Genomic DNA, 21,913 nt, shown 5'->3' on the forward strand with positions numbered 1-21,913 from the left:
ATAACTGGCAGAGGGTGACTAATAGAAGACTAGCGTAGGAATTTATTTGCTGGTATCCAGTTCCGGGAAACTTTTCACAACATCATCAATCGCTTTAATTTGCATCAGGAATGACTCCAGTTTTGCCAATGGCAAAGCAGACGGGCCATCACATTTGGCATTTTCTGGATCTGGGTGCGCTTCAAGGAACAGACCTGCGATCCCCACAGCCATACCCGCACGAGCCAGTTCAGCAACCTGCGCGCGACGGCCACCGGAAGCTGCACCTAATGGGTCGCGGCACTGTAATGCATGAGTGACATCGAAAATAACCGGCGCACCTTGGGTAGCTTGTTGCATGACACCGAAGCCCAGCATGTCAACCACCAGATTGTCATAACCAAAGTTGCTGCCACGGTCACACAGGATCACCTGGTCATTGCCGCCTTCTTTGAATTTTTCAACAATATTGCCCATTTGCCCAGGGCTAACAAACTGTGGTTTTTTAACATTAATCACAGCACCGGTTTTCGCCATCGCTTCAACCAGATCGGTCTGGCGGGCGAGGAAGGCTGGAAGCTGAATCACATCCACCACATCCGCGACTGGTTGAGCCTGTGCAGGCTCATGCACATCAGTGATAATTTTCACGCCGAAGGTTTGTTTTAGTTCCTGAAAGATTTTCATCCCCTCTTCCAGCCCTGGCCCACGATAAGAGCGGATAGAAGAACGGTTAGCCTTATCAAAAGACGCTTTAAAAACATAAGGAATGCCCAGTTTTTGTGTCACGGTGACATAGTGCTCACAAATCCGCATGGCCAAATCCCGTGATTCAAGGACGTTCATTCCACCAAACAATACAAATGGCAGATCATTTGCGACCTTGATATCACCAATATTAACCACTTTCTGTTGCATGCTTATACCTTCTCTTGTTAAGGGCAAATAAATTTGCGGTATCAATAAAAAAATAAACCTAATGCAGGACAATCAACCGCTGTTCTATGGTGTTAATTTGCATTTTTATCATTTCTGAGATTGGGTCCTCAGGGCAATGCTCGACAAAATAACTCAAATCCGAAACAGCAATATGATTGCAGTCGAGCTGGGCATAGATAAGCCCCCGATCGCGGATTTCATAGGGGTCATCGGGATCAAACGTCAGCACCACTTCGCTGGCCTTCAGCGCCAGTTCCATCTTTTTCTCTTCCATCAGAGAAACTTTGATGGTGTCAGTGATTTTGCGCACGAGGCTGACATTATCGGCTTCCTGCAAATCCTGTTTTTTCAGACGAACAGTTGGGCCAATATTACCTTTTAACCAGACATCCAGCGTATGTTCATTCAGCGTATCCCCATTCAAGGGATTAATGAACCAAGTGGGCTGATCAAGCAAATCAATCCGCAATATCAGTTGGATTGGAAATATGACAGGCTGTACCGACAGCCCCAGCGCCTGAGCAATATGCGTAAACACCGTACCCAATGATACAGGTGAGCCTTGACGTGAATGGAGTAAGCGATCCAGCCACAGGGTATCTGACAGACAATACACCCCATTAGCTCCACCAAACTTCCATTCCCGATAAAAAAGTGTCAGCAGCGAATCCAATTTCACTTTGGAATCGGTAATGGAGGAAAGCCTCTGCCGGGCTTCTTCAACCAATGCAGTTAGCTGCTCACTCACCAGAGTCTGAGGAAAATCAGGGCGGATAATTTTTGATACCAGAATAATACCGTCAATCAGGGGAGTATTATTGAATTCATAATTAACTATGGGTTTCATTTTTATTCCATCGACCTATCGTGATGCGTTCATTACCGCCATAATCCTGAAAAGTCGCTATCTGTTGATAACCCTTCTCTAAAAATAGGTTTCTGACAACGGTTCCCTGTTTCCAGCCATGTTCCAGCAATAGCCATCCATTTGGTGACAGGAAATGGCGCGCCTGTCCCACAATTGCCTGCAAATCCGCCATGCCATTTTGTGCAGCGATCAATGCAGTGGCTGGTTCAAACCTGATATCCCCTTCTTGTAGATGAGGATCACGCTCATCTATATACGGAGGATTGCTGACAATCATATCAAATTGTTGGTTACCCACTGCTGCAAACCACTCACTTTGCAAAAAATTCACATTGTGAATGGCCAGTTTTCCGGCGTTTTTTTCAGCATTATGTTGCGCCAGCATCACAGCATCAGAGTTGATATCGACCCCCGTCACATAACAATCATTCCGCTCACTTGCCAGTGCCAGTGCAATCGCTCCCGTCCCCGTCCCCAGATCCAGAATCCGGGCTGGAGAATCAGGCAATAATTCCAATGCCTTCTCCACCAGACATTCAGTATCAGGACGCGGGATCAACGTCGCTGGTGATACGGCAAACGGCAGTGACCAGAATTCCCGTTCACCAATAATATAAGCTACCGGCTCTCCCTGAATGCGGCGCACCAGCAGGCTATCAAGCTGATGCAATTCTTCCGATGAGATTAGCGTTTCATCGAAAGCAATCAGATAAGTACGGGAACGCCCTGTCACGTATCCCAACAAGATTTCCGCATCACGCTTAGGGCTGTCACTTTCAGACAACTGGGTAGCCGCATGTTGTAGCCAGCATTGGTAATTCATTAATCCTGCTCTGACAGTGCAGACAGTTGATCTGCCTGATATTCGATAATGATCGGCTGAATAAGCATATCCAGTTTGCCTTCTATCACTTCATCAAGGCGGTATAACGTCAGATTGATTCGGTGATCAGTCACACGCCCCTGTGGGAAGTTATAGGTGCGGTTGCGATCTGAGCGGTCACCAGAACCCAACAAATTTCGGCGTTCAGAGGCTTCCACTTCTTGGCGCTTCCGCATCTCAGCAGCACGGATACGCGCTGCCAATACGGACATCGCTTTTGCTTTGTTTTTGTGCTGGGAACGCTCATCCTGACATTCCACTACGATCCCCGTTGGGAGATGGGTAATTCGAATCGCAGAATCGGTGGTATTGACGTGCTGCCCACCCGCACCGGAAGAGCGAAACGTATCTATTTTCAAATCACCTGGGCTGATGTCCGGTAATTCAGCTTCTGGAATTTCTGGCATGACAGCTACAGTACAGGCAGAAGTGTGAATACGCCCCTGAGATTCCGTTTCCGGTACACGCTGGACACGATGACCGCCTGATTCAAATTTCAAGTGACCATAAACCTGATCACCCGAAACTTTGGCAATCACTTCTTTGTAGCCACCATGCTCGCCTTCGTTGGCGCTTATAATCTCTACTCTCCAGCGGCGGGCTTCCGCATAGCGGCTATACATGCGGAACAAATCTCCCGCAAATATCGCGGCTTCATCGCCACCGGTTCCTGCCCGGACTTCAAGGAAACAGTTGCGCTCATCATCCGGATCTTTCGGCAACAGCAGTAGCTGTAGCTGCTGTTCCAGCTCTTCATTACGAATTTTTGCCTCCTTGAGCTCTTCCTGCGCCATTTCCCGCATTTCGAGATCGTCAAGCATCATCTCCGCTGTCTGTAAATCCTCCTGAACCGTTTTCCAGGATTTGAAACAATGGGTCACATCGGTGAGTTGAGCATATTCCTTTGACAATGCACGGAAACGATCTTGATCAGCAATAACACTGGCATCACCGAGGTGAACCAAAACTTCTTCATGGCGTTCTTGCAATGCTTCCAGTTTAGCGACAATAGAAGGCTTCATTCGTAATATCAGACCTTAATTCGAATAGGGTTAGTTATGATCCAGCCCAAGGCTGTCCCGTAAGAGATTCAGGCGTTCCAAATCGCCATCACTGGCCGCCTGTTGAAGTGATTTAGTGGGTGTATGGAGCAGACGATTCGTCAATTGGTGAGTCAACTGGTTGATGATCTGTTCAGCATCAGCACCCTGCCTGATGGACATCAATGCCTTTGCTGTCATTTCGGCCCTGACTTTTTCTGCCTGTTCCCGATATTCCCGGATTGTATTGACCGCCCCTTGAGAGCGCAACCAATCCATGAAATAGCGGCTTTCCTGCTGCACAATGCCTTCCGCGACAATAGCGGCAGCCTTGCGTTGAGCCAGATTTTGCTGAATAATGGCCTGTAAATCGTCAACACTGTATAGATAAACATCGCTCAATTTTTCAACGTCCGGTTCAATATCGCGAGGAACAGCGATATCAATCAGCAACATCGGCTGGTTGCGGCGGACTTTCAACGCCCGTTCGACCATACCTTTACCGATAATCGGCAGTGGGCTGGCGGTAGAGCTGATCACAATATCGGCTTCTGCCAGCCGGGTATCAATTTCGGACAAGGAAATAACCTCCGCATTCACTTGACTGGCGAGTGTCTGCGCCCGCTCTTTCGTGCGGTTGGCAATCATCATGTGACGCACACGGTGTTCCTTGAGATGGCGAGCAACCAATTCAATCGTTTCCCCTGCCCCCACCAGCAGAATATTCAATTTAGACAGAGATTCGAAAATCTGTCGGGCAAGCGTACAGGCAGCAAAAGCCACAGAAACCGCATTTGCGCCAATTTCCGTTTCTGTTCTGACCCGCTTGGCAACTGAAAAAGATTTCTGGAACAGGCGCTCCAGTTCCCCTGACAGGGATTGATAATTTTGCGACTCAGCAAAGGCTTTCTTTACCTGCCCCAGAATCTGTGGCTCCCCAAGTACCAGCGAATCGAGACCACTCGCCACTCGCATCAAGTGGCTGACGGCGTCATTATCCAAATGCCAATAAAGGCTGGCTTTCAGATCGTCAGGATTGAGCTGGTGATACTCACACAACCAACTGATTAACTGCTCTTTTAAATTATCCTGCTGCTCAACGCTGAGATAGAGTTCGGTGCGGTTGCAGGTTGACAGCACAACGCCACCTCGCACCAGCGGCTGCTGGAGCAAGTTATCAAGCGCAAGCCCGATTGTGTCAGGAGAAAATGCCACCCGCTCACGTAAGGAAACAGGCGCGGTTTTATGATTGATACCGAGTGCTAATAAAGTCATTTTAACTGCGTTGAGTTATCACGGGAATCAATCTCATGATAATATTAATAACCATTCTCATGAAACTCACACCCTTCATAAGGACTCTCATTGGATAAGCATTCTACTTGATGCATCAATTCAATAAAAGTCAATCGGACGGCTATGCCGTAATTTATTCGAGAAATGTTGACAAAATTTCGCTAAATTATCACCTTGATTATAGACTTGGATGGCGCATTAGTTACCCATCAGACTATTTTATTGCTAAGGGTTACTGAATGAAAACATCATCACTTTTTTGCTTACTTCCCCTCTCTGCGGTTTTGCTGACAGCCTGTACCGTCACACAGCCTCCTACAGGTACAGGTTCCGCCAATTCTCCGCAATGGCATACCCGTGAACAGCAACTGCAAAAACTGAAAAATTACCAGACCCGAGGCTCTTTTGCTTATTTGGCAAATGAAAAGAAAATCTATGCCCGCTTTTTCTGGCAACAGTATTCGCCTGATAACTATAAGCTGTTGTTGCTTAATCCACTAGGTACAACAGAATTGGAATTATTCGTCCAGCCGAATATGATTCAGCTTACTGACAATAAGGGTAAAAAATACCTCAGTGATACTCCTGAGGCATTAATTTATCAGCTTACCGATATGAATATTCCTCTGAATAATCTGAAAAACTGGATTATCGGCTTACCCGGCGATGCCAAAGATTTTCAGTTAGATGAGAATTACTTGCTCAAATCGGTGAGTAGCAAGAAAAATGGTGAGATCTGGAAAATCAATTATCAGGGTTATGATGCTTCTACCATGCCAGCGTTGCCTAATCGATTAGAACTCACTCAGGGCAAGAACCGCATAAAATTGAAAATGGATAACTGGACAACCCAATAATGACGTTGACTTGGCCTTCTCCGGCAAAATTGAATTTATTCTTGTATATTACTGGCCAACGGCCTGATGGCTACCACGAACTGCAAACGCTGTTCCAGTTTCTGGACTATGGCGACGAGATCACGATTATCCCCCGTCAGGATAATCAAATCCACCTGCTGACGCCCGTTGAAGGCGTAGCCCATGACGATAATCTGATCGTCCGGGCTGCCCGATTATTGCAGAATCATTTATTACAAAATCAGTTATTGCAGAATAATAGTCAGGGAACCGAACATCTGGGCGCCGATATCCACATCGATAAATGCCTGCCAATGGGGGGAGGTCTGGGTGGTGGTTCTTCTAATGCCGCGACCGTACTGATTGCCTTGAATTACCACTGGCAAGCCAATTTGTCCGATGATGAACTGGCACAGCTTGGCATCAGCCTTGGCGCGGACGTTCCCGTATTTGTTAAAGGCCATGCTGCTTTTGCCGAAGGCATTGGGGAAAAACTCCGTCCGGCATCACCGGAAGAAAAATGGTTTCTAGTTGCTCATCCCGGAATTGAGATTTCAACTCCGACGATCTTCACAGATCCTGAATTAAAAAGAAATTCGCCGATTCGTTCTCTACCCGCATTATTACAGGCACCATTCACAAATGATTGTGAGTCAATCGCAAGAAAACGTTTTCGTGAGGTTGAACAGCTTCTTTCATGGCTGCTAGAATACGCACCGTCGCGCCTGACCGGAACCGGTGCGTGTGTTTTCGGCGAGTTCGAATCAGAAGCATCGGCCCGTAAGGTGTTAAATCAATCCCCAGAGTGGATGCAGGGCTTTGTTGCGCATGGAGTCAACATTTCACCATTGCATACATTCCGCTCTGGGATATACATGTTATTGAACCAATGAACAATAATGTTCGATTGGTCAACAATATCTCTCTGGACGCAAGCCTGAGGTTTTTCTCGTGCCCGATATGAAGCTTTTTGCTGGTAATGCCACCCCTGAACTAGCACAACGTGTTGCCAACCGCCTGTACACTAGCCTTGGAGACGCTGCCGTCGGTCGTTTTAGCGACGGTGAAGTCAGTGTTCAAATCAATGAAAATGTACGCGGTGGTGATGTATTCATCATCCAGTCCACCTGTGCACCAACCAATGACAACCTGATGGAATTGGTCGTTATGGTCGATGCGCTTCGTCGCGCTTCTGCCGGACGTATTACTGCTGTTATTCCTTACTTCGGTTATGCCCGTCAGGATCGCCGTGTCCGTTCAGCACGTGTGCCTATCACTGCTAAAGTCGTTGCGGACTTTTTGTCCAGCGTTGGGGTAGACCGCGTTCTTACGGTTGACCTACACGCCGAGCAGATCCAAGGTTTCTTTGATGTTCCGGTTGATAATGTATTTGGTAGCCCAATCCTTCTGGAAGATATGCTTCAGAAAGGCCTGGAAAACCCAATTGTTGTCTCTCCAGACATTGGTGGTGTTGTTCGCGCCCGTGCAATCGCCAAACTGTTGAATGATACGGATATGGCCATCATTGATAAACGTCGCCCACGTGCAAACGTTTCTCAAGTCATGCATATCATTGGTGACGTCGCTGGCCGTGACTGCGTTCTGGTTGATGACATGATCGACACAGGTGGCACACTGTGTAAAGCTGCTGAGGCATTGAAAGAGCGTGGAGCGAAACGGGTGTTTGCTTATGCAACCCACCCTATCTTTTCTGGTAATGCAGTAGAAAACATCAAGAACTCAGTGATAGATGAATTTATCGTTTGTGACACCATTCCTCTGTCTGCTGAGATCAAAGCGTTGAATAAAGTTCGCACTCTGACACTGTCTGGCATGCTTGCTGAAGCTATCCGTCGTATCAGCAATGAAGAGTCAATCTCTGCGATGTTTGAGCACTAATTTTAAGTTTTAGCACTTATCTTAAGCGCTAACTTATTCAAGTGATTAAATAAATCATTGCCTGAAAAAACCCGTTGACACATCCGCAGCAACGGGTTTTTTCCGTCATTTTAATACACATCGTCAATATTTCTTTGTTAATTAATCACATATATAAATAATCGCAATGATTAAATAATCATTTTTATCAATACGTTAATCTAACCAATACTTATCATCCCCAACAGAGTTTGCACTCTGAGCATGCGTTCAAGAAAAAGACAACATCATGTACGAACAATAAATCATCTGGTACGTCCAGTACCCTAGCTCCCGAACAATTCTGGTGTGTTATTACCGTTACTGCTAATCTGCCGGACAATCGGTAGCGGCTATTGTGACTTTTTATCGTCATATCTGACAGTCTAAAAAGTATGCTTTTGCATCATATTATATATAAAAAGCCCAAAGTGATATGGAATATAGTTAACAGGGAATCATCCTTAATCAAAGACAGTAGTTGTCAATAAATCATCTGTATAACATAAATTTATTTAAAGTCTTTAGCACATCAGCGCCTCTAACTTCGCAAAGAGAAGTATCGCCTGAATTTTGCCATTGCATGGCAATAACGCTGATAAATAAAAAATTACTTTTTATGGAGAAGAGCCAATGAAAAAAGCATTTTTATTCACACCTGCTCTATTAGCGCTTTCAATCAGTGCCATTTCCAATGCCCATGCTTATAACAACACCTATGTCTTTGGCGATAGCTTGAGTGATAGCGGAAATAATGGGCGATATACTATAGATGGGAAAACCAGTCAGCTTTATGCTGAGTATGTTGCTCAACATATTACTGGTAGTAAACCCACCGCTTCTAAAGATGGTGGCACCAATTACGCCCAAGGTGGAGCTACTGCGATCAGTAGCCTTAACCCTGAAAAACCTGAAGACAATACCACTGAACAAATCAAAAAATATCTGGCTGCACATAATAACCGTGCGGATGCCAATGGCGTGTATATTCACTGGATAGGTGGTAATGATCTCGCAGCCGCTTTAATGGCTGGCCAAAAAAATCCACTTGATGCTTATAATATTGTCAACATGAGTGCCACTGCCGCCGGAGAACAGATTAATCTGCTGGTTAACGCCGGTGCTGGCTTAATCATTGCTCCTACTGCTCCTGATGTTGGTATTACACCTAGACTATTGGAAACAGTGCTCAGAGGTGCGTTACAAACGAAAGGCAAATCCCAAGATGATATCAACGCAATTTTACAACAAGTCCGTGCAGGAATTAACGAATATCCTACCCCTAATAATGAGGTTCGCGACCTAGTTTTAGAAGGTGCGTTGAAAAAAATCGCAGCAAAAACCACTGATCCAGCCGAGACCGAAGCATTGCTTCTGGCTGCCTATGGCGAAGCGCGTAAAGGTGCCACAAATCTAACCGATGCCTATAATAAACTGGTAGATGAGAAAATCAGCCAGAGCAACGGCAATATTATGCGTGTCGATGCCAACGGCCTGCTCAAGGAAGTCATCGCAAACCCTCTGGTTTATGGTATTTCCAATACTCTTGGCTATGCCTGCTCAAAATCATTGTCTGATGCTGAATGTTCTTCCAAAGACCCAAAATTTGATAGTAGTCAGTCATTTTTATTTGCTGACAACCTCCATCCAACACCACTTGGCCACCTCATACTAGATCAGTATAGTGAATCCATCTACACCGCGCCATCACAGGTCATGACCCTGAATCAAGTCAACCGTATCCCCGTCAAAGGTGTTCGCGCTTCCCTTGATGGTCACCTACAACAGCTTCGCAATGGTGGCAATGCGCAGGGTAAAATTGGCGTCTTTGGTGGCTACACTGGCAGCCACAACAACACCTTCACACTGGGTGGTGATTATCAGCTCACTGATAACCTGCTGCTGGGTGCTGTATATTCTAACTATAAGGATGAACGCACCTCTGCCTCCAATTTCACGCATGAAGGACGTGCTCACGTAGTGACAACTTACGCGTTGTGGAACTTCTATGACAAAGGTTGGTTAAGTGGCGATCTCCATTATTCAAACAACAAATACGATAGTCTGACACGTAGCATTCAGTTAGGTCAGGCGACACGCCGGGAAACCGGTTCTACCACCGGTAAACAATGGGGTGGGCGCCTCACAGCAGGCTGGGATATCGCTGTCACTAATCAAATTACCACCAGCCCGATTATCCAGTATGCGTGGGATAAAGGTGATATCAAAGGCTACCGTGAATCCGGCAACAACAACACCTCCATGCATTTTGCTGATCAAGACTACACTTCCAAAGTCGGCACACTGGGCTGGCGTGTGGATACTCAGTTAGGCCGCATCAATCCTTATGCTTCTGTCCAGTTTAATCACGAATTCGGTGATACACGCTATAAACTGCGCAGCGCCATCAATTCCACCAAGACTTCCTTTGTGCGAGAAAGTGGCAAACAGAACACTGACTGGCGTCAATATACTGTCGGTGTGAATGCTAACCTGTTCAATAACTGGCGCGGCTTCGCTTCTGTAACCCGTAACGAGGGTAATTCTCAGGAGCATAACTACAATTTCAGTCTGGGCATCAACGCCAGCTTCTGATATAAGCAAAAAGGCAAGGTGGTCATCAATAACCGCCTTGCCTAGATATCAATAATAATATAAAAAATCATGAGGTTCTGTGTTTTTTACGGCGATAACGCTCGTCATAATTCTTCAACCACCAATACTTATCAGTAACCTGCTCACGCCCACCGATACTGGCACCCGCCAACCAAACCAATGCACCAACAAATAAACCCATCAATGAAATACCTGTGGCCAATCCAGACTGGTCTAAACTAAACACATGACTGAGCAATACATAAGACAAGCTAATCAGCATTGCCGCCATCCCTAACCCCATAAAAATGTTACCGAGAATGAAAGCATTTTTACGTTTCATCACCAACCTCCAATACTTTTCTGAACTCAATTTACAAACGAAACGAACTCAAAAGCACGAAAGTAGATACATCCTTGGTTATATTATAGCCTTATTATCTAAAAGGTTATTGCGGCGGCGATCACAAGTTGTACAAATCTCAACGCATTTTTACACTTCACCGAAAGGGGATTCAGCAACAATAATTTGCCCCCCATGTTTAACACATTGAACAACTATTAAGGAATAACGAACCCTCCCTTTCAATATCATAATGAATTTTGTACTCAAGCCTTGAGGCAGGTAAACTAAACCCCTTTTTTTATTTTATTGCCAATAAGCGAACCAAGACTGTGAGTGACATAAAATTAATCGTTGGTCTGGCAAACCCTGGGGCTGAATACGCACAGACCAGACATAATGCCGGAGCATGGTTTGTCGATTTGTTAGCGCAACGCCACAGACAGCCCCTGAAAGAAGAGAGTAAATTTTTCGGCTATACTGCCCGCATCAACCTGAATGGGCAGGATGTTCGCCTGCTGGTGCCAGCAACTTTCATGAACCTCAGCGGCAAATCAGTCCTTGCCCTCGCCGGATTCTACCGCATCCAGCCGGATGAAATTCTGGTCGCGCACGATGAACTTGATCTGCCACCCGGCGTAGCAAAAATGAAACTGGGGGGCAGTAACGGTGGCCATAACGGTTTGAAAGACATTCAGAACAAGTTCAGTAATAACCCTAACTTCCACCGTCTGCGCATTGGCATCGGCCATCCGGGTGACAAAAATAAAGTGGTGGGTTTTGTACTTGGCAAGCCTCCTGCCAGTGAGCAAAAGCTGATCGATGATGCCATTGATGAAGCACTGAGCTGCACGGACATTCTGATGAAAGATGGCATGAACAAGGCCATTAACCGTCTGCATGCTTTTAAAGCCAGCGCTTAACAGGCTGTGCGTGGCGTGGCTAGTTATTGCGTGTATAATAGCGCCAATTTTGTATAACTCACCAACAGGCATCTTGCCCGCTGGTTTATAAGTGATCTGAGGTAATAAATATATGGGATTCAAATGCGGTATCGTTGGCCTGCCTAACGTTGGGAAATCTACATTATTCAATGCGCTGACCAAAGCAGGTATCGAAGCAGCAAACTTCCCTTTCTGCACTATCGAGCCAAACACCGGTGTTGTGCCGATGCCAGACTCACGTCTTGACCAATTGGCTGAAATTGTCAAACCCCAGCGCATACTACCAACCACGATGGAATTCGTGGATATTGCAGGTCTGGTGAAAGGCGCCTCAAAAGGCGAAGGTCTGGGCAACCAATTCCTGACCAACATTCGTGAAACAGAAGCTATCGGTCACGTTGTGCGCTGCTTCGAAAACGACAATATCATTCACGTTTCTGGTCAGGTTGATCCTGCCTCAGACATCGAAATTATCAATACCGAACTGGCACTGGCGGATCTGGATACCTGTGAGCGTGCTATTCACCGCGTTCAGAAGAAAGCCAAAGGTGGCGATAAAGATGCTAAAGCAGAGCTGGAAGCACTGGAAAAATGTCTTCCTCACCTTGAGCAGGCAGGTATGCTGCGCGCCTTAGACCTGAGTGCGGAAGAAAAAGCGGCGATTCGCTACCTCAGCTTCCTGACTTTGAAACCAACCATGTACATTGCCAACGTCAATGAAGATGGTTTTGAGAATAACCCACATCTTGATACCGTTCGCGCCATTGCAGAAGCAGAAGGCTCTGTCGTGGTTCCGGTTTGTGCTGCTATTGAATCAGACATCGCTGAACTGGAAGATGGCGACCGTGAAGAATTCATGGCTGAACTAGGTCTGGAAGAACCGGGCCTGAACCGTGTCATTCGCGCTGGTTATCAATTACTGAACCTGCAAACTTACTTCACCGCTGGCGTGAAAGAAGTTCGTGCATGGACGATCCCGGTTGGTGCCACAGCGCCACAGGCAGCGGGTAAAATCCACACCGACTTCGAAAAAGGATTTATCCGTGCCCAGACCATCGCGTTTGAAGATTTCATCAATTACAAAGGTGAACAAGGCGCGAAAGAAGCCGGCAAAATGCGTGCTGAAGGTAAAGACTACATCGTTAAAGATGGCGATGTGATGAACTTCTTGTTCAACGTCTGATTTATTGCTCATTCCTCTCAGCATCGCATGATGGCTTAGAGGAATGATTAAAATACCTAAAATCCGCGTGGTTGCGCGGATTTTTGTTTTTACTGCGACTAACTTTGTCTTACCATCCCATCAGCATATTTAACCTCATCAATCGCATCGGCAATCGCTTTCAAGCTACGTTGAATATCATCTTCGGTGGTAGCCCAAGAGCTGACACTCAAACGAATGGCCTCTTGCCCCTGCCATATTGTTTGCCCAAACCAGCATTCACCTGACTGCTGAACTTTTTGCAGCATAGCTCGCTGCAAGATTATATCTGGCAAACACGCAACCACCTGATTGAGAACAATTTCATTAAGCACTTTAAAACCAAGTAATTCTAGCCCCTCAGCCAGCATTTTTGCGTACAAACAGCAGCGTTCAATCAGCACCTGAATCCCTTGTACGCCGAGTTCTGAAATCGCTGCCCACACTTCAACAGCTCTCGCCCTGCGGGAGAATTCTGGCAGCATATCTTTCGCCTGCCACATATCTTGAGTCTCCACATACGCTGCCGAAGTCGTCATCACTTCTCTCAACGCATGTTTATGACGCACGATACACATACCACAATCGTATGGCGTATTGAGCCACTTGTGTGCATCTACCGCCCAAGAGTCAGCTTCTTCAACGCCCTTGACTAATGCGGATTGCGCACTCGAAGCTCGCGCCCAAAGCCCAAATGCCCCATCCACATGTACCCAACTGCCTGCTTTTTTAGCTCGGGGAATAAGTGCGTGAAAGTTATCCGAGCTACCAGAGTTAACATTGCCCGCCTGCAATACCAGAATCGTATTATCTGAAAACTCTGGGACGGCACTCTCAATGATTCGTCCTTGGCTATCGCATGGCACAATATTCAACTGTGAACGACCAAAACCGAGCAACTTCAGCGCCTTTAAAACTGATATGTGAACTTCTTCAGATAGTACGACTTTCAATTGAGGTGCATTTTGTAAACCATGTTCTGCGAAGTCATACCCTTTTTTCTGATACAAATATTGCCGGGCGGCTGCCAAGGCACTTACATGAGCCATTGTTGTGCCAGTCACAAAACCGACAAACGCCTCTGGCGGTAAATTCAGCAGTTCCAAAACCCAGCGTCCGGCAATTTTTTCTAATTGATCAGCAACAGGCGAAGACGACTCCATCAACGCTATCTGATCCCACGCACTGGTCACGATGTTTGCTCCCATAGCTGCCGGCGTTGAACCACCAACAACCAAACCGAAATATCGGCCTCCTGTTGTCGCCACCGTCGCGGGCGAGCCGTACCTATGGAGCTGCGCAAGCACTTGTTGGCAATCCGTTCCATGTTGGGGTAATGGCCTATCAAGATTCTGTAGACCCGATAAAGCGCCAGAATCGGGAAATACTCGTTGGTTTCTCACCTTACTGACGTAGTTATACGCGATTTCACTCGCTACCTTAACCGCAGACAGCGAGGCATCACGAATAGGATCTTTCATTACGTTGTTTCCAATTTATCAAGAAATATTCAGTTGCTTTAACAAACAAGTACCTTACATACATTAACTGCCCAACGCATTCATTTCAGTATTCAATCAATCCGCGTTGTGTTTTATGATTAGCCCCCACAACCACCTTATCCTCCACAATCCTTGCCTAATCCTCCAATTTATTATTTTCACTGATATAAATATTCCAATTCTAACGATATGCTAAGTAACAATAATGAGTAAAAATTTTGTGTGTTTATGGCAATGAATGAGGGAGTAGAAAATGAGTGCATTACATCACCTATCCGGTGCACCAGAAATTGAAATTCAGTTACAACAATTAATCGGGAAAGTGGCCAGCTTGACGCGACCTAATACACATGCAGCCAAAACTGCGATCCCTGAAATGACATTGTGTCATTTAGAACAGCCGACGGCGCCAGTAGGCTGGTTGTACGAACCCAGCATCATGATCATTGCCCAAGGGAAAAAACGGATAACTATCGGCGGGTGCTCTTATTGTTGTGATGCCAGCCAATTTATGGTGACTTCCACCGATATTCCCACCATTACTCAAGTTTGCACCGCTTCGAAAGAAGAACCCTTTTTTGCCATGATGTTACAGTTTAATATTCAGGAAGCCTCAGAATTACTGATAGAAAATCATGTTGCGATCCGGCAGGATTCGCCAGAAACATGCGGGTTAGCTGTTACTCCCGTAACAGCCGAACTGCTGATTTGTTTCAATCGGCTACTGGATTTATTGAATACACCGGAAGATATCCCCGTACTTTCACCACTGATTCAAAAAGAGATTGTCTATCGTCTGTTAAAAAGTGAATTGGGTGGACGACTGCAACAAATGGCCTCACAGGAAAGCCCCAGCCATCAAATCAGCAAGACCATTAACTGGCTGAAAGATCACTTTGCTGACCCCGTCAAAGTCGAACAACTCGCACAAATCGCCCGAATGAGTCCTTCATCCTTTCATCACCATTTTAAGGCGGTAACTTCAATGAGCCCACTCCAGTATCAGAAATGGCTGCGTTTAAATGAAGCGAGACGAATATTATTGACGCAACACCATAACGTATCAGCCACCGCATTTCAGGTGGGTTATGAAAGCCCTTCCCAGTTCAACCGTGAATACAGCCGTCTATTTGGTGAGCCACCCTGTCGGGATATCAAGCGGCTGCGAGTAAGATGATGATTAACCAATCGCCATCAAATGACCTTGATAAAACGCTAAATGCGAAAACAATATCTCTTTGGAGGATCAGGCAACGATTGGAAATAACTGGGCACCCATCCGGCCAAAATTGGATCTAATATAATTCATGCATTATCAATAAAATAAAACAGAGGATGATTATGACCCATATTTTGGTTATTAATTCAGCAAAAGAGTTTGGTGAATCAAAAGGAGAACTGAATAACGCGTTAACAGAGATCATCAAGGATCATCTGACAGGAATGGGGCACGAGATCCAAATAACTCATGTTGATAAGGGTTATGATATTCAGGCAGAAGTCGATAAATTTATTTGGGCAGACAGTGTTATTTACCAGATGCCGGGCTGGTGGATGGAAGCACCGTGGATTTTGAAAAAGTATGTTGATGAAGTTTTTAGTGCCGGTGACGGTACGTTATTTCAAGATGATGGGAGAACGCGCAGTGATCTTACCAAAAAATATGGCTCAGGCGGTTTATCTCAGGGTAAGACTTACATGTTTTCAGTAACTTGGAATGCACCGCTGGAATCTTTTGAAGACCCCGAACAGTTCTTTGAAGGAAAAGGCATCAACAACGTTTATTACCCTTTTCATAAAGCAAATCAGTTTTTAGGCATGTCACCCTTACCGACGTTTGCTTGCTATGGCGTGGTGAAACAGCCACAGATTGCACAGGATATTAAGCGGTTAAAAATGCACTTGTCTGATCATTATTGATAATTAGTGCTCCCACCTGCCATGCAGGTGGGTAATGTGATTTTTATCACGGTTTAAATTTATTCATATTACCTCACATAAATCTTCCTTGAATTTTTACCAAAAAAAAACAACCATAACGGGTCTAATAAATTGATATATACATTTTATATTACCCATAACATCCTATAATGGCTTATTTTTATGACTCTAATAGCTTATCTATACCGCCAATCTTGGATATTACTGCTTTTATCGACAATAAGCGCATTAATTAGTGGATTTGCCGGTGCATCTGTAGTAAGTACAATTAGCAAAGGAATTACAGAAACAATTGAGCTTAATTCCTTTCTCTGGAGCTTTTTTGGTATATGTATTATTTTTTTCATTACTAAAACGCTATCCGAGGTTATCCTCTCGCATTTAACCCAAGCGACAATTTATTCATTACGCCTCAGTCTGAGTGCTAAAATATTACGCGCGCCTTACAAAAAACTTAATAAACTCGGGAGACACGGCCTATTAGCTGTTTTAACTAAAGATGTCGATGTATTTATACAATCTTTTATGTTAGCCCCAACTGCTTTTGGAAATATCACCCTTATTTTCGCCTGTTTTGGTTATTTAGCGTGGATTTCCTGGCAACTCTTTGTCATTTTGATCCTTTTATGTCTGGTGATGATGTATATTTTTTATCTTCTGGAAAAACGGCCTATACGTTTAATGACTGAAATGCGTGATCAGGTGGACAGGCTGTATCTCAATTTCCAGAGCCTGATAGATGGAAGCAAAGAACTGCAACTCAATACGCAGAAAGGCGATGCTTTTATCGATAAAGTCATTTCTCCCGGTGCCAGAAAATTTAAAGAGATTTGTATTAAAGCAACCACGGGTTATGCGTGGGTGCTGAATGCCAGCTCAATCGCTTTTTATATGATTATCGGCATCATGGTCTTTGTCGTGCCAATCTGGTTGCCTCAAGACCCGGCCAGTCTGGTGACGGTGACATTAGTTGTACTCTTTCTGGCTGGCCCTATCAGTGAAGTTGTCGGTGCCATTCCAGAACTGAGAGAAGCCGAAATCTCGCTGAATAAAATGCGTCAACTTGACAGTGACTTAGACGAAGGGCAGGAAAATCAATCAGTGCAGGGTGACACGCCAAACCCATTCTTGAGTGAAAAACCCCTAGTACTTGAGTTGAAGGATATCGTCCATCACTATACGACTGATAAAGAAGACCGTCAGTTTATGCTCGGCCCTTTAAGCCTGAAAATATCTCAGGGCGAAATTGTCTTTATTGTCGGGGGTAATGGTAGCGGTAAGACCACGTTAGCCATGATGCTGGTCGGTTTATTCGAACAGGAATCCGGTTCTATCTGGCTTAACGGTGTCAAGATGGATGCATCTAACAATGTCCACTATCGCCAATTCTTTTCCGCTGTATTTTCCAACTATCATCTATTTGATCAGCTCTTAAATACCGGTACAGACGTCACAGAGAAAGCGACTCATTACATTCAGGCATTAAACATGGGTCACAAAGTGAAGATTATTGATGGTAAATTCTCTACGACAGAGCTTTCAGCCGGTCAAAGAAAGCGGCTGGCTTTGGTCGCTGCTTATTTGGAAGACCGCCCTCTTTATCTTTTTGATGAGTGGGCTGCTGACCAAGATCCGGTGTTTAAACGGCTGTTCTATACAGAGCTTCTGCCAGAGTTAAGGTCTCGTGGAAAAACGGTTATTGTGATTAGCCATGACGATGCTTATTTCGATATTGCTGAACGTGTTATTAAACTGGAAGATGGTAATATTAAAGAAATAAATAATCATAGTCATGAAACCATTACGGAACTAAAATAAATAACCACCCCAAATAAATGACCATGATATATTTTTTATTCATTCCAAGAGCCTATTTTAATAGGCTCTTTTTTTATTAACTTACATTATTAAAATTATTATATAATATAAATTATTAACAACGCAGATACACATTACCTGTAATAAAATTAGATACATAAGTAAAACACGGCTAACCATGCAAAATACATTGATTTAATATATAATTCATTCTCTCGAATGTCATGAAAAAATCAAAGTATATTTTCTGAACAAAATGAAATTTGCTTATCAGTTTTTTTAAAATATTCCATTCTTTTTCTAAGGATGGCATATTTTTTATTATTTTATACATTCACAGCATGATTTTTCTTGCTGAAAATAGATCGTTTTGACTTTTTTAACCCAGTTTTTTTAGTTGTAGATTTGGATTCTAGTTTTATTTTTTGTTTTATCAGTTCTCATACTTTTTTATTTTCATATGCCCATAAAAAAGGGAGCTATAAAATGAACCACCCTGAAAAGTTGAAGCCATTTGCTTTATCCGAAGCACAAAGCAGCCGTTGGTTTCAATATCAAATTAACCCAAGCCAACGTGGGCGAAATAATGGTGCGTTTTGTGCCAGAGTTGAGGGGTTAAACGCTCAAGATTTAGAAGATGCACTCAATCACCTGATCAAGCGTCACCCGATGCTACGAGCCAGTTTTGGGCTATACGATGGCGAATTGGGATATCGCATAGCAGAGAATAGCGAAATCAAAGTTCAGACACATGATGCCCGGCACCTCAGCGAAGACACTCTTCAGCAACTTGTATTTGACGATTGCCGGCATGTTCTCGATCTGGAAAATCCGCTGCGCTTTTATGCCAGTTGGTATCAATGCAATGCGCAAGAAAGTGTCATGGTATTGACGTTCGATCACTTAGTTGTCGATGGTTGGTCTTACTGGCTGTTGCTGGAAGAACTCGGCATGATTCTGACCTCACAGGAATTGGAACCGATATCAGAACACAGTTATCAAGATTATGTTTCATGGCAGCAGCAATGGTTAAACAGTAAAAGTGCAAAAAAACAACAACAATTCTGGTGCGATAATCTGGCTGGTAATTTGAGCTCATTATCATGGCCAATAAAAATCGGATCCGTACAAAACGGGGTAGATAACAACGCCTCCCCTCCAATTACGGATAAGATCACGGCGTTCGGTAGAATCCCTGATGATTTAGCCCTTAAGCTGTGTTCTATGGCATCTGAATACGGCAACAGCCTGTTCGCTATTTTTCTGTCTGCCTATCAAATCCTGCTTAATCGCTATACCGCGCAGGACGATATCGTTATCGGCTCAATGATGCCGGGTCGGAGTCAAGCTAAATGGGGTAAGTTGGTAGGGGAATTTGTCAATCCGGTCGCTTTACGGGGTCAAATCAACGGTAATGTCACTGTACAGGAACATATTCTTCAAACCGCGAAGACTATCCGTCAGGCGATTGAAAACCAGAGATACCCTTTCACCAAGGTTCTGGAACAATTTAAATTACAGCGCACTGCGGATACGCATCCGGTTTTCCAGACTCTGATGACCTTTCAAAAACCCAGATATGTTAGTGAGCTGCCAACGTTATGGATGGATGACGATTCCAGCACGACAGTGCATTGGGGTGGCGCGGAATTAAGGCCTTTCCCACATCCTCTTTATGCCGATACCCCCGTCCCCCTGATGGTGAATATGATGGAGGTCAATCAACAGATCCGTTGTCATTTCCATTACGATCCCCAAGTGTTCGATGCTGAGTTAATCAATCAACTCATAAAAAATCTCATCACCCTGCTCACGGCAATGGCGGATAACCAACAACAGTCTATCGACAGCTTACCGCTGATGGATGAGCAGGAACACCAGCAGGTTCTCTATGATTTTAACAAGACGGATAAGCCTTTTCCTCAACACGCTCTGATTCATCAATTATTCGAACAGCAAGCCGAACGCACGCCTGACGCCATCGCCCTGAGTTGCGGTGATAAGGCGTTAAGCTATACCGAACTTAACCAACAAGCCAATCGATTGGCTCATGCCTTAATTAAAGCTGGTATTCGTCCGGATAATCGTGTCGCTATCTGCATGGAGCGCAGTCTGGAGATGGTCATTGGCCTGCTGGGAATATTAAAAGCCGGCGCTGCTTACGTTCCGCTCGACCCTGAATATCCGACAGATCGGCTCGGCAATATTCTGTCAGACAGTGACCCTGCACTTCTGCTGATTCATCACGGCCTGCAAGATCATTTACCGATGACAACTATGCCTGTATGGGTATTGGAGAGTGAAGAGTATCGAACAAATATCGCCAGTCAGCCGACGGATAACCCGGTTGCCACCGATTTAGGTCTGACGTCCCGCCATTTAGCCTATGTGCTTTACACCTCTGGCTCAACAGGCTTACCGAAAGGGGTCATGAATGAGCACCGTGGAGTCGTCAACCGCTTGTTGTGGGCGCAGGATGAATATCAATTAACTCAGCATGATCGGGTATTGCAAAAAACACCGTTCAGTTTTGATGTCTCAGTCTGGGAGTTTTTCCTGCCTCTGCTTGCCGGCACTCAATTAGTCATGGCGCGTCCCGGTGGTCATAAGGAAGCGCTCTATCTGCTGGAAGAAATCGAAGCGCGGGGCATTACTACCCTTCATTTTGTGCCTTCCATGCTGCAAAGTTTTATTCATCTGACACCCGCCGGCCGTTGCCCTTCTTTGCGTCAGATTTTGTGCAGCGGAGAAGCCTTGTCGTATTCCTTACAACAGCAGTGTCTGGCTCATTTTGCTCACAGCGAACTTCACAACCTGTATGGCCCGACGGAAGCCGCAATCGATGTCACCTCTTGGCGATGTGTACCCGATCAGCATATCGGTCTGGTTCCCATTGGTCACCCTATCGACAATACCCAGATCTATATCCTTGATAAACATGATCAGCCTGTTCCCATTGGCGTAATCGGGGAAATTTATATCGCGGGTGCGGGTGTTGCCCGGGGTTATCTGAATAAACCGGAATTGACAGCGGAACGCTTTATCCGTGATCCGTTCAGTCAGCATCCTGACATGCGGATGTACAAAACCGGCGACATCGGGCGTTGGCTAGCCGATGGCAGCATCGATTATCTGGGACGCAACGACTTTCAGGTCAAGATACGGGGAAATCGCATTGAACTGGGGGAAATTGAAGCGCGCCTGGCTCAGTCTGACGGCGTTCAGAATGTGATTGTTATCGCCCGTGAATATGATGCCGGAGATACACGGCTAGTCGCTTATCTCATCCCCAAGCCCGGCGTCACTCTGAGCATTCCTGCTCTACGGGAACAAGTGGGCGGCAGTCTGCCTGATTACATGATCCCGAGTGCATTTGTGATGCTGGATGCTTTCCCACTCACCCTGAATGGCAAATTGGATCGTAAAGCTCTGCCTGCGCCCGATCACTCAGCCGTCCTCACACGGGAATATGCGGCGCCACAAGGTGAAACCGAAGAACAACTGGCCGATATCTGGCAAAAGTTACTGAAAATCGATCGCGTTGGGCGTAATGACAACTTTTTCGAACTGGGGGGTCATTCGCTGCTGATGCTACAGCTACAGTCAAGAATAAGTGAAAACTTTGATGTCGAACTCTCTATTCAACAATTATTTGCACACCCCACTATTTGTCAACTTGAAGAGCACATTATTGATGCTCAGTTACTGCAATTTGACGCTGAATCCTTGCAAGATCTCTACAAAACAATGGGTTAATTCTGGTTTTTAACTGGCTTTGAATGGTACTTAA

Annotated in this window: 17 protein-coding genes; 10 read left to right on the forward strand and 7 right to left on the reverse strand. The window is 45.2% G+C overall.

The features are described 5' to 3' along the window. Positions 1 to 42: 42 nt before the first annotated feature. From kdsA to hemA, 5 genes are read right to left on the reverse strand one after another with little or no spacing between them, the layout of a single operon-like run. Positions 43 to 897, reverse strand: coding sequence for a 3-deoxy-8-phosphooctulonate synthase (gene kdsA, locus NXS07_RS08220; RefSeq protein ID WP_038195676.1), 855 nt, complete (start codon positions 895 to 897; stop codon positions 43 to 45). A gap of 58 nt (positions 898 to 955) precedes the next feature. Next, the gene (sirB1, locus tag NXS07_RS08225; RefSeq protein WP_012988649.1) at positions 956 to 1,765 is read right to left on the reverse strand and encodes an invasion regulator SirB1; all 810 of its coding nucleotides are present in this window, start codon (positions 1,763 to 1,765) and stop codon (positions 956 to 958) included. Then, on the reverse strand, positions 1,749 to 2,609 hold the full coding sequence (prmC, locus tag NXS07_RS08230; RefSeq protein ID WP_038195679.1) for a peptide chain release factor N(5)-glutamine methyltransferase: 861 nt from the start codon (positions 2,607 to 2,609) through the stop codon (positions 1,749 to 1,751). The genes sirB1 and prmC overlap by 17 nt, the downstream gene beginning before the upstream one ends. Next, on the reverse strand, positions 2,609 to 3,691 hold the full coding sequence (gene prfA / locus NXS07_RS08235; RefSeq protein WP_038205853.1) for a peptide chain release factor 1: 1,083 nt from the start codon (positions 3,689 to 3,691) through the stop codon (positions 2,609 to 2,611). The genes prmC and prfA overlap by 1 nt, the downstream gene beginning before the upstream one ends. A gap of 30 nt (positions 3,692 to 3,721) precedes the next feature. Next, positions 3,722 to 4,984, reverse strand: coding sequence for a glutamyl-tRNA reductase (gene hemA / locus NXS07_RS08240; RefSeq protein ID WP_258086530.1), 1,263 nt, complete (start codon positions 4,982 to 4,984; stop codon positions 3,722 to 3,724). Between the two features lie 260 nt (positions 4,985 to 5,244). Here hemA and lolB point away from each other — a divergent pair, with 260 nt between their 5' ends. The 4 genes from lolB (at position 5,245) to NXS07_RS08260 (ending at position 10,374) form a co-directional block, all read left to right on the forward strand. Then, on the forward strand, positions 5,245 to 5,862 hold the full coding sequence (gene lolB / locus NXS07_RS08245) for a lipoprotein insertase outer membrane protein LolB (RefSeq protein WP_038205846.1): 618 nt from the start codon (positions 5,245 to 5,247) through the stop codon (positions 5,860 to 5,862). Continuing rightward, entirely contained in the window at positions 5,862 to 6,755 is an 894-nt protein-coding gene (gene ispE, locus NXS07_RS08250; protein ID WP_038217090.1) for a 4-(cytidine 5'-diphospho)-2-C-methyl-D-erythritol kinase, read from the forward strand. Before lolB ends, ispE begins: the two co-directional genes overlap by 1 nt. 58 nt (positions 6,756 to 6,813) lie before the next feature. Next, positions 6,814 to 7,761: a ribose-phosphate diphosphokinase gene (gene prs, locus NXS07_RS08255; RefSeq protein WP_012988643.1), complete on the forward strand. Its 948-nt coding sequence runs from the start codon at positions 6,814 to 6,816 to the stop codon at positions 7,759 to 7,761. A 651-nt stretch (positions 7,762 to 8,412) separates the two neighbouring features. Beyond that, on the forward strand, positions 8,413 to 10,374 hold the full coding sequence (locus NXS07_RS08260) for an autotransporter outer membrane beta-barrel domain-containing protein (RefSeq protein WP_258086531.1): 1,962 nt from the start codon (positions 8,413 to 8,415) through the stop codon (positions 10,372 to 10,374). Between the two features lie 67 nt (positions 10,375 to 10,441). Here NXS07_RS08260 and ychH read toward each other — a convergent pair whose 3' ends face one another. After that, positions 10,442 to 10,717 (reverse strand): stress-induced protein YchH, encoded by a 276-nt coding sequence (ychH, locus tag NXS07_RS08265; RefSeq protein ID WP_038195692.1) that lies wholly within the window; start codon positions 10,715 to 10,717, stop codon positions 10,442 to 10,444. 332 nt (positions 10,718 to 11,049) lie between these two features. Here ychH and pth point away from each other — a divergent pair, with 332 nt between their 5' ends. Both pth and ychF read left to right on the forward strand, forming a co-directional pair. Next, a complete protein-coding gene (gene pth / locus NXS07_RS08270; protein WP_038180542.1) occupies positions 11,050 to 11,640 on the forward strand; it encodes an aminoacyl-tRNA hydrolase in 591 nt (196 codons plus the stop codon). Between the two features lie 112 nt (positions 11,641 to 11,752). Further along, complete coding sequence (gene ychF / locus NXS07_RS08275) at positions 11,753 to 12,844, forward strand: redox-regulated ATPase YchF (protein WP_038195693.1); 1,092 nt, start codon at positions 11,753 to 11,755, stop codon at positions 12,842 to 12,844. Positions 12,845 to 12,942: 98 nt separating this feature from the next. Here the strand turns inward: ychF and NXS07_RS08280 are convergent, their stop codons facing one another. Next, positions 12,943 to 14,343 carry a pyridoxal phosphate-dependent decarboxylase family protein gene (locus tag NXS07_RS08280; protein WP_258086532.1) on the reverse strand — a complete coding sequence of 467 codons (1,401 nt, stop codon included), beginning with the start codon at positions 14,341 to 14,343 and terminating at the stop codon, positions 12,943 to 12,945. Between the two features lie 274 nt (positions 14,344 to 14,617). On the opposite strand from NXS07_RS08280, the gene NXS07_RS08285 reads away from it, so the two are divergent. From NXS07_RS08285 to NXS07_RS08300, 4 genes are all read left to right on the forward strand, one after another. After that, complete coding sequence (locus NXS07_RS08285; protein ID WP_258086533.1) at positions 14,618 to 15,541, forward strand: AraC family transcriptional regulator; 924 nt, start codon at positions 14,618 to 14,620, stop codon at positions 15,539 to 15,541. 164 nt (positions 15,542 to 15,705) lie between these two features. After that, positions 15,706 to 16,284, forward strand: coding sequence for an NAD(P)H-dependent oxidoreductase (locus tag NXS07_RS08290; protein WP_258086534.1), 579 nt, complete (start codon positions 15,706 to 15,708; stop codon positions 16,282 to 16,284). A 183-nt stretch (positions 16,285 to 16,467) separates the two neighbouring features. Next, positions 16,468 to 18,123, forward strand: coding sequence for a cyclic peptide export ABC transporter (locus NXS07_RS08295; RefSeq protein WP_038217105.1), 1,656 nt, complete (start codon positions 16,468 to 16,470; stop codon positions 18,121 to 18,123). 486 nt (positions 18,124 to 18,609) lie between these two features. Next, a complete protein-coding gene (locus NXS07_RS08300; protein WP_258086535.1) occupies positions 18,610 to 21,879 on the forward strand; it encodes a non-ribosomal peptide synthetase in 3,270 nt (1,089 codons plus the stop codon). The last annotated feature ends 34 nt before the right edge of the window (positions 21,880 to 21,913 follow it).

The organism is Xenorhabdus bovienii (genome assembly GCF_024721015.1).
In the GTDB taxonomy this organism is placed as follows: Bacteria; Pseudomonadota; Gammaproteobacteria; order Enterobacterales; family Enterobacteriaceae; genus Xenorhabdus; species Xenorhabdus bovienii.

Coding starts and splice junctions, on each gene's coding strand:
- kdsA (WP_038195676.1), bottom strand. CDS start 897: ATGCAACAGAAAGTGGTTAATATTGGTGATATCAAGGTCGCAAATGAT.
- sirB1 (WP_012988649.1), bottom strand. CDS start 1,765: ATGAAACCCATAGTTAATTATGAATTCAATAATACTCCCCTGATTGAC.
- prmC (WP_038195679.1), bottom strand. CDS start 2,609: ATGAATTACCAATGCTGGCTACAACATGCGGCTACCCAGTTGTCTGAA.
- prfA (WP_038205853.1), bottom strand. CDS start 3,691: ATGAAGCCTTCTATTGTCGCTAAACTGGAAGCATTGCAAGAACGCCAT.
- hemA (WP_258086530.1), bottom strand. CDS start 4,984: ATGACTTTATTAGCACTCGGTATCAATCATAAAACCGCGCCTGTTTCC.
- lolB (WP_038205846.1), top strand. CDS start 5,245: ATGAAAACATCATCACTTTTTTGCTTACTTCCCCTCTCTGCGGTTTTG.
- ispE (WP_038217090.1), top strand. CDS start 5,862: ATGACGTTGACTTGGCCTTCTCCGGCAAAATTGAATTTATTCTTGTAT.
- NXS07_RS08260 (WP_258086531.1), top strand. CDS start 8,413: ATGAAAAAAGCATTTTTATTCACACCTGCTCTATTAGCGCTTTCAATC.
- ychH (WP_038195692.1), bottom strand. CDS start 10,717: ATGAAACGTAAAAATGCTTTCATTCTCGGTAACATTTTTATGGGGTTA.
- ychF (WP_038195693.1), top strand. CDS start 11,753: ATGGGATTCAAATGCGGTATCGTTGGCCTGCCTAACGTTGGGAAATCT.
- NXS07_RS08280 (WP_258086532.1), bottom strand. CDS start 14,343: ATGAAAGATCCTATTCGTGATGCCTCGCTGTCTGCGGTTAAGGTAGCG.
- NXS07_RS08285 (WP_258086533.1), top strand. CDS start 14,618: ATGAGTGCATTACATCACCTATCCGGTGCACCAGAAATTGAAATTCAG.
- NXS07_RS08290 (WP_258086534.1), top strand. CDS start 15,706: ATGACCCATATTTTGGTTATTAATTCAGCAAAAGAGTTTGGTGAATCA.
- NXS07_RS08295 (WP_038217105.1), top strand. CDS start 16,468: ATGACTCTAATAGCTTATCTATACCGCCAATCTTGGATATTACTGCTT.
- NXS07_RS08300 (WP_258086535.1), top strand. CDS start 18,610: ATGAACCACCCTGAAAAGTTGAAGCCATTTGCTTTATCCGAAGCACAA.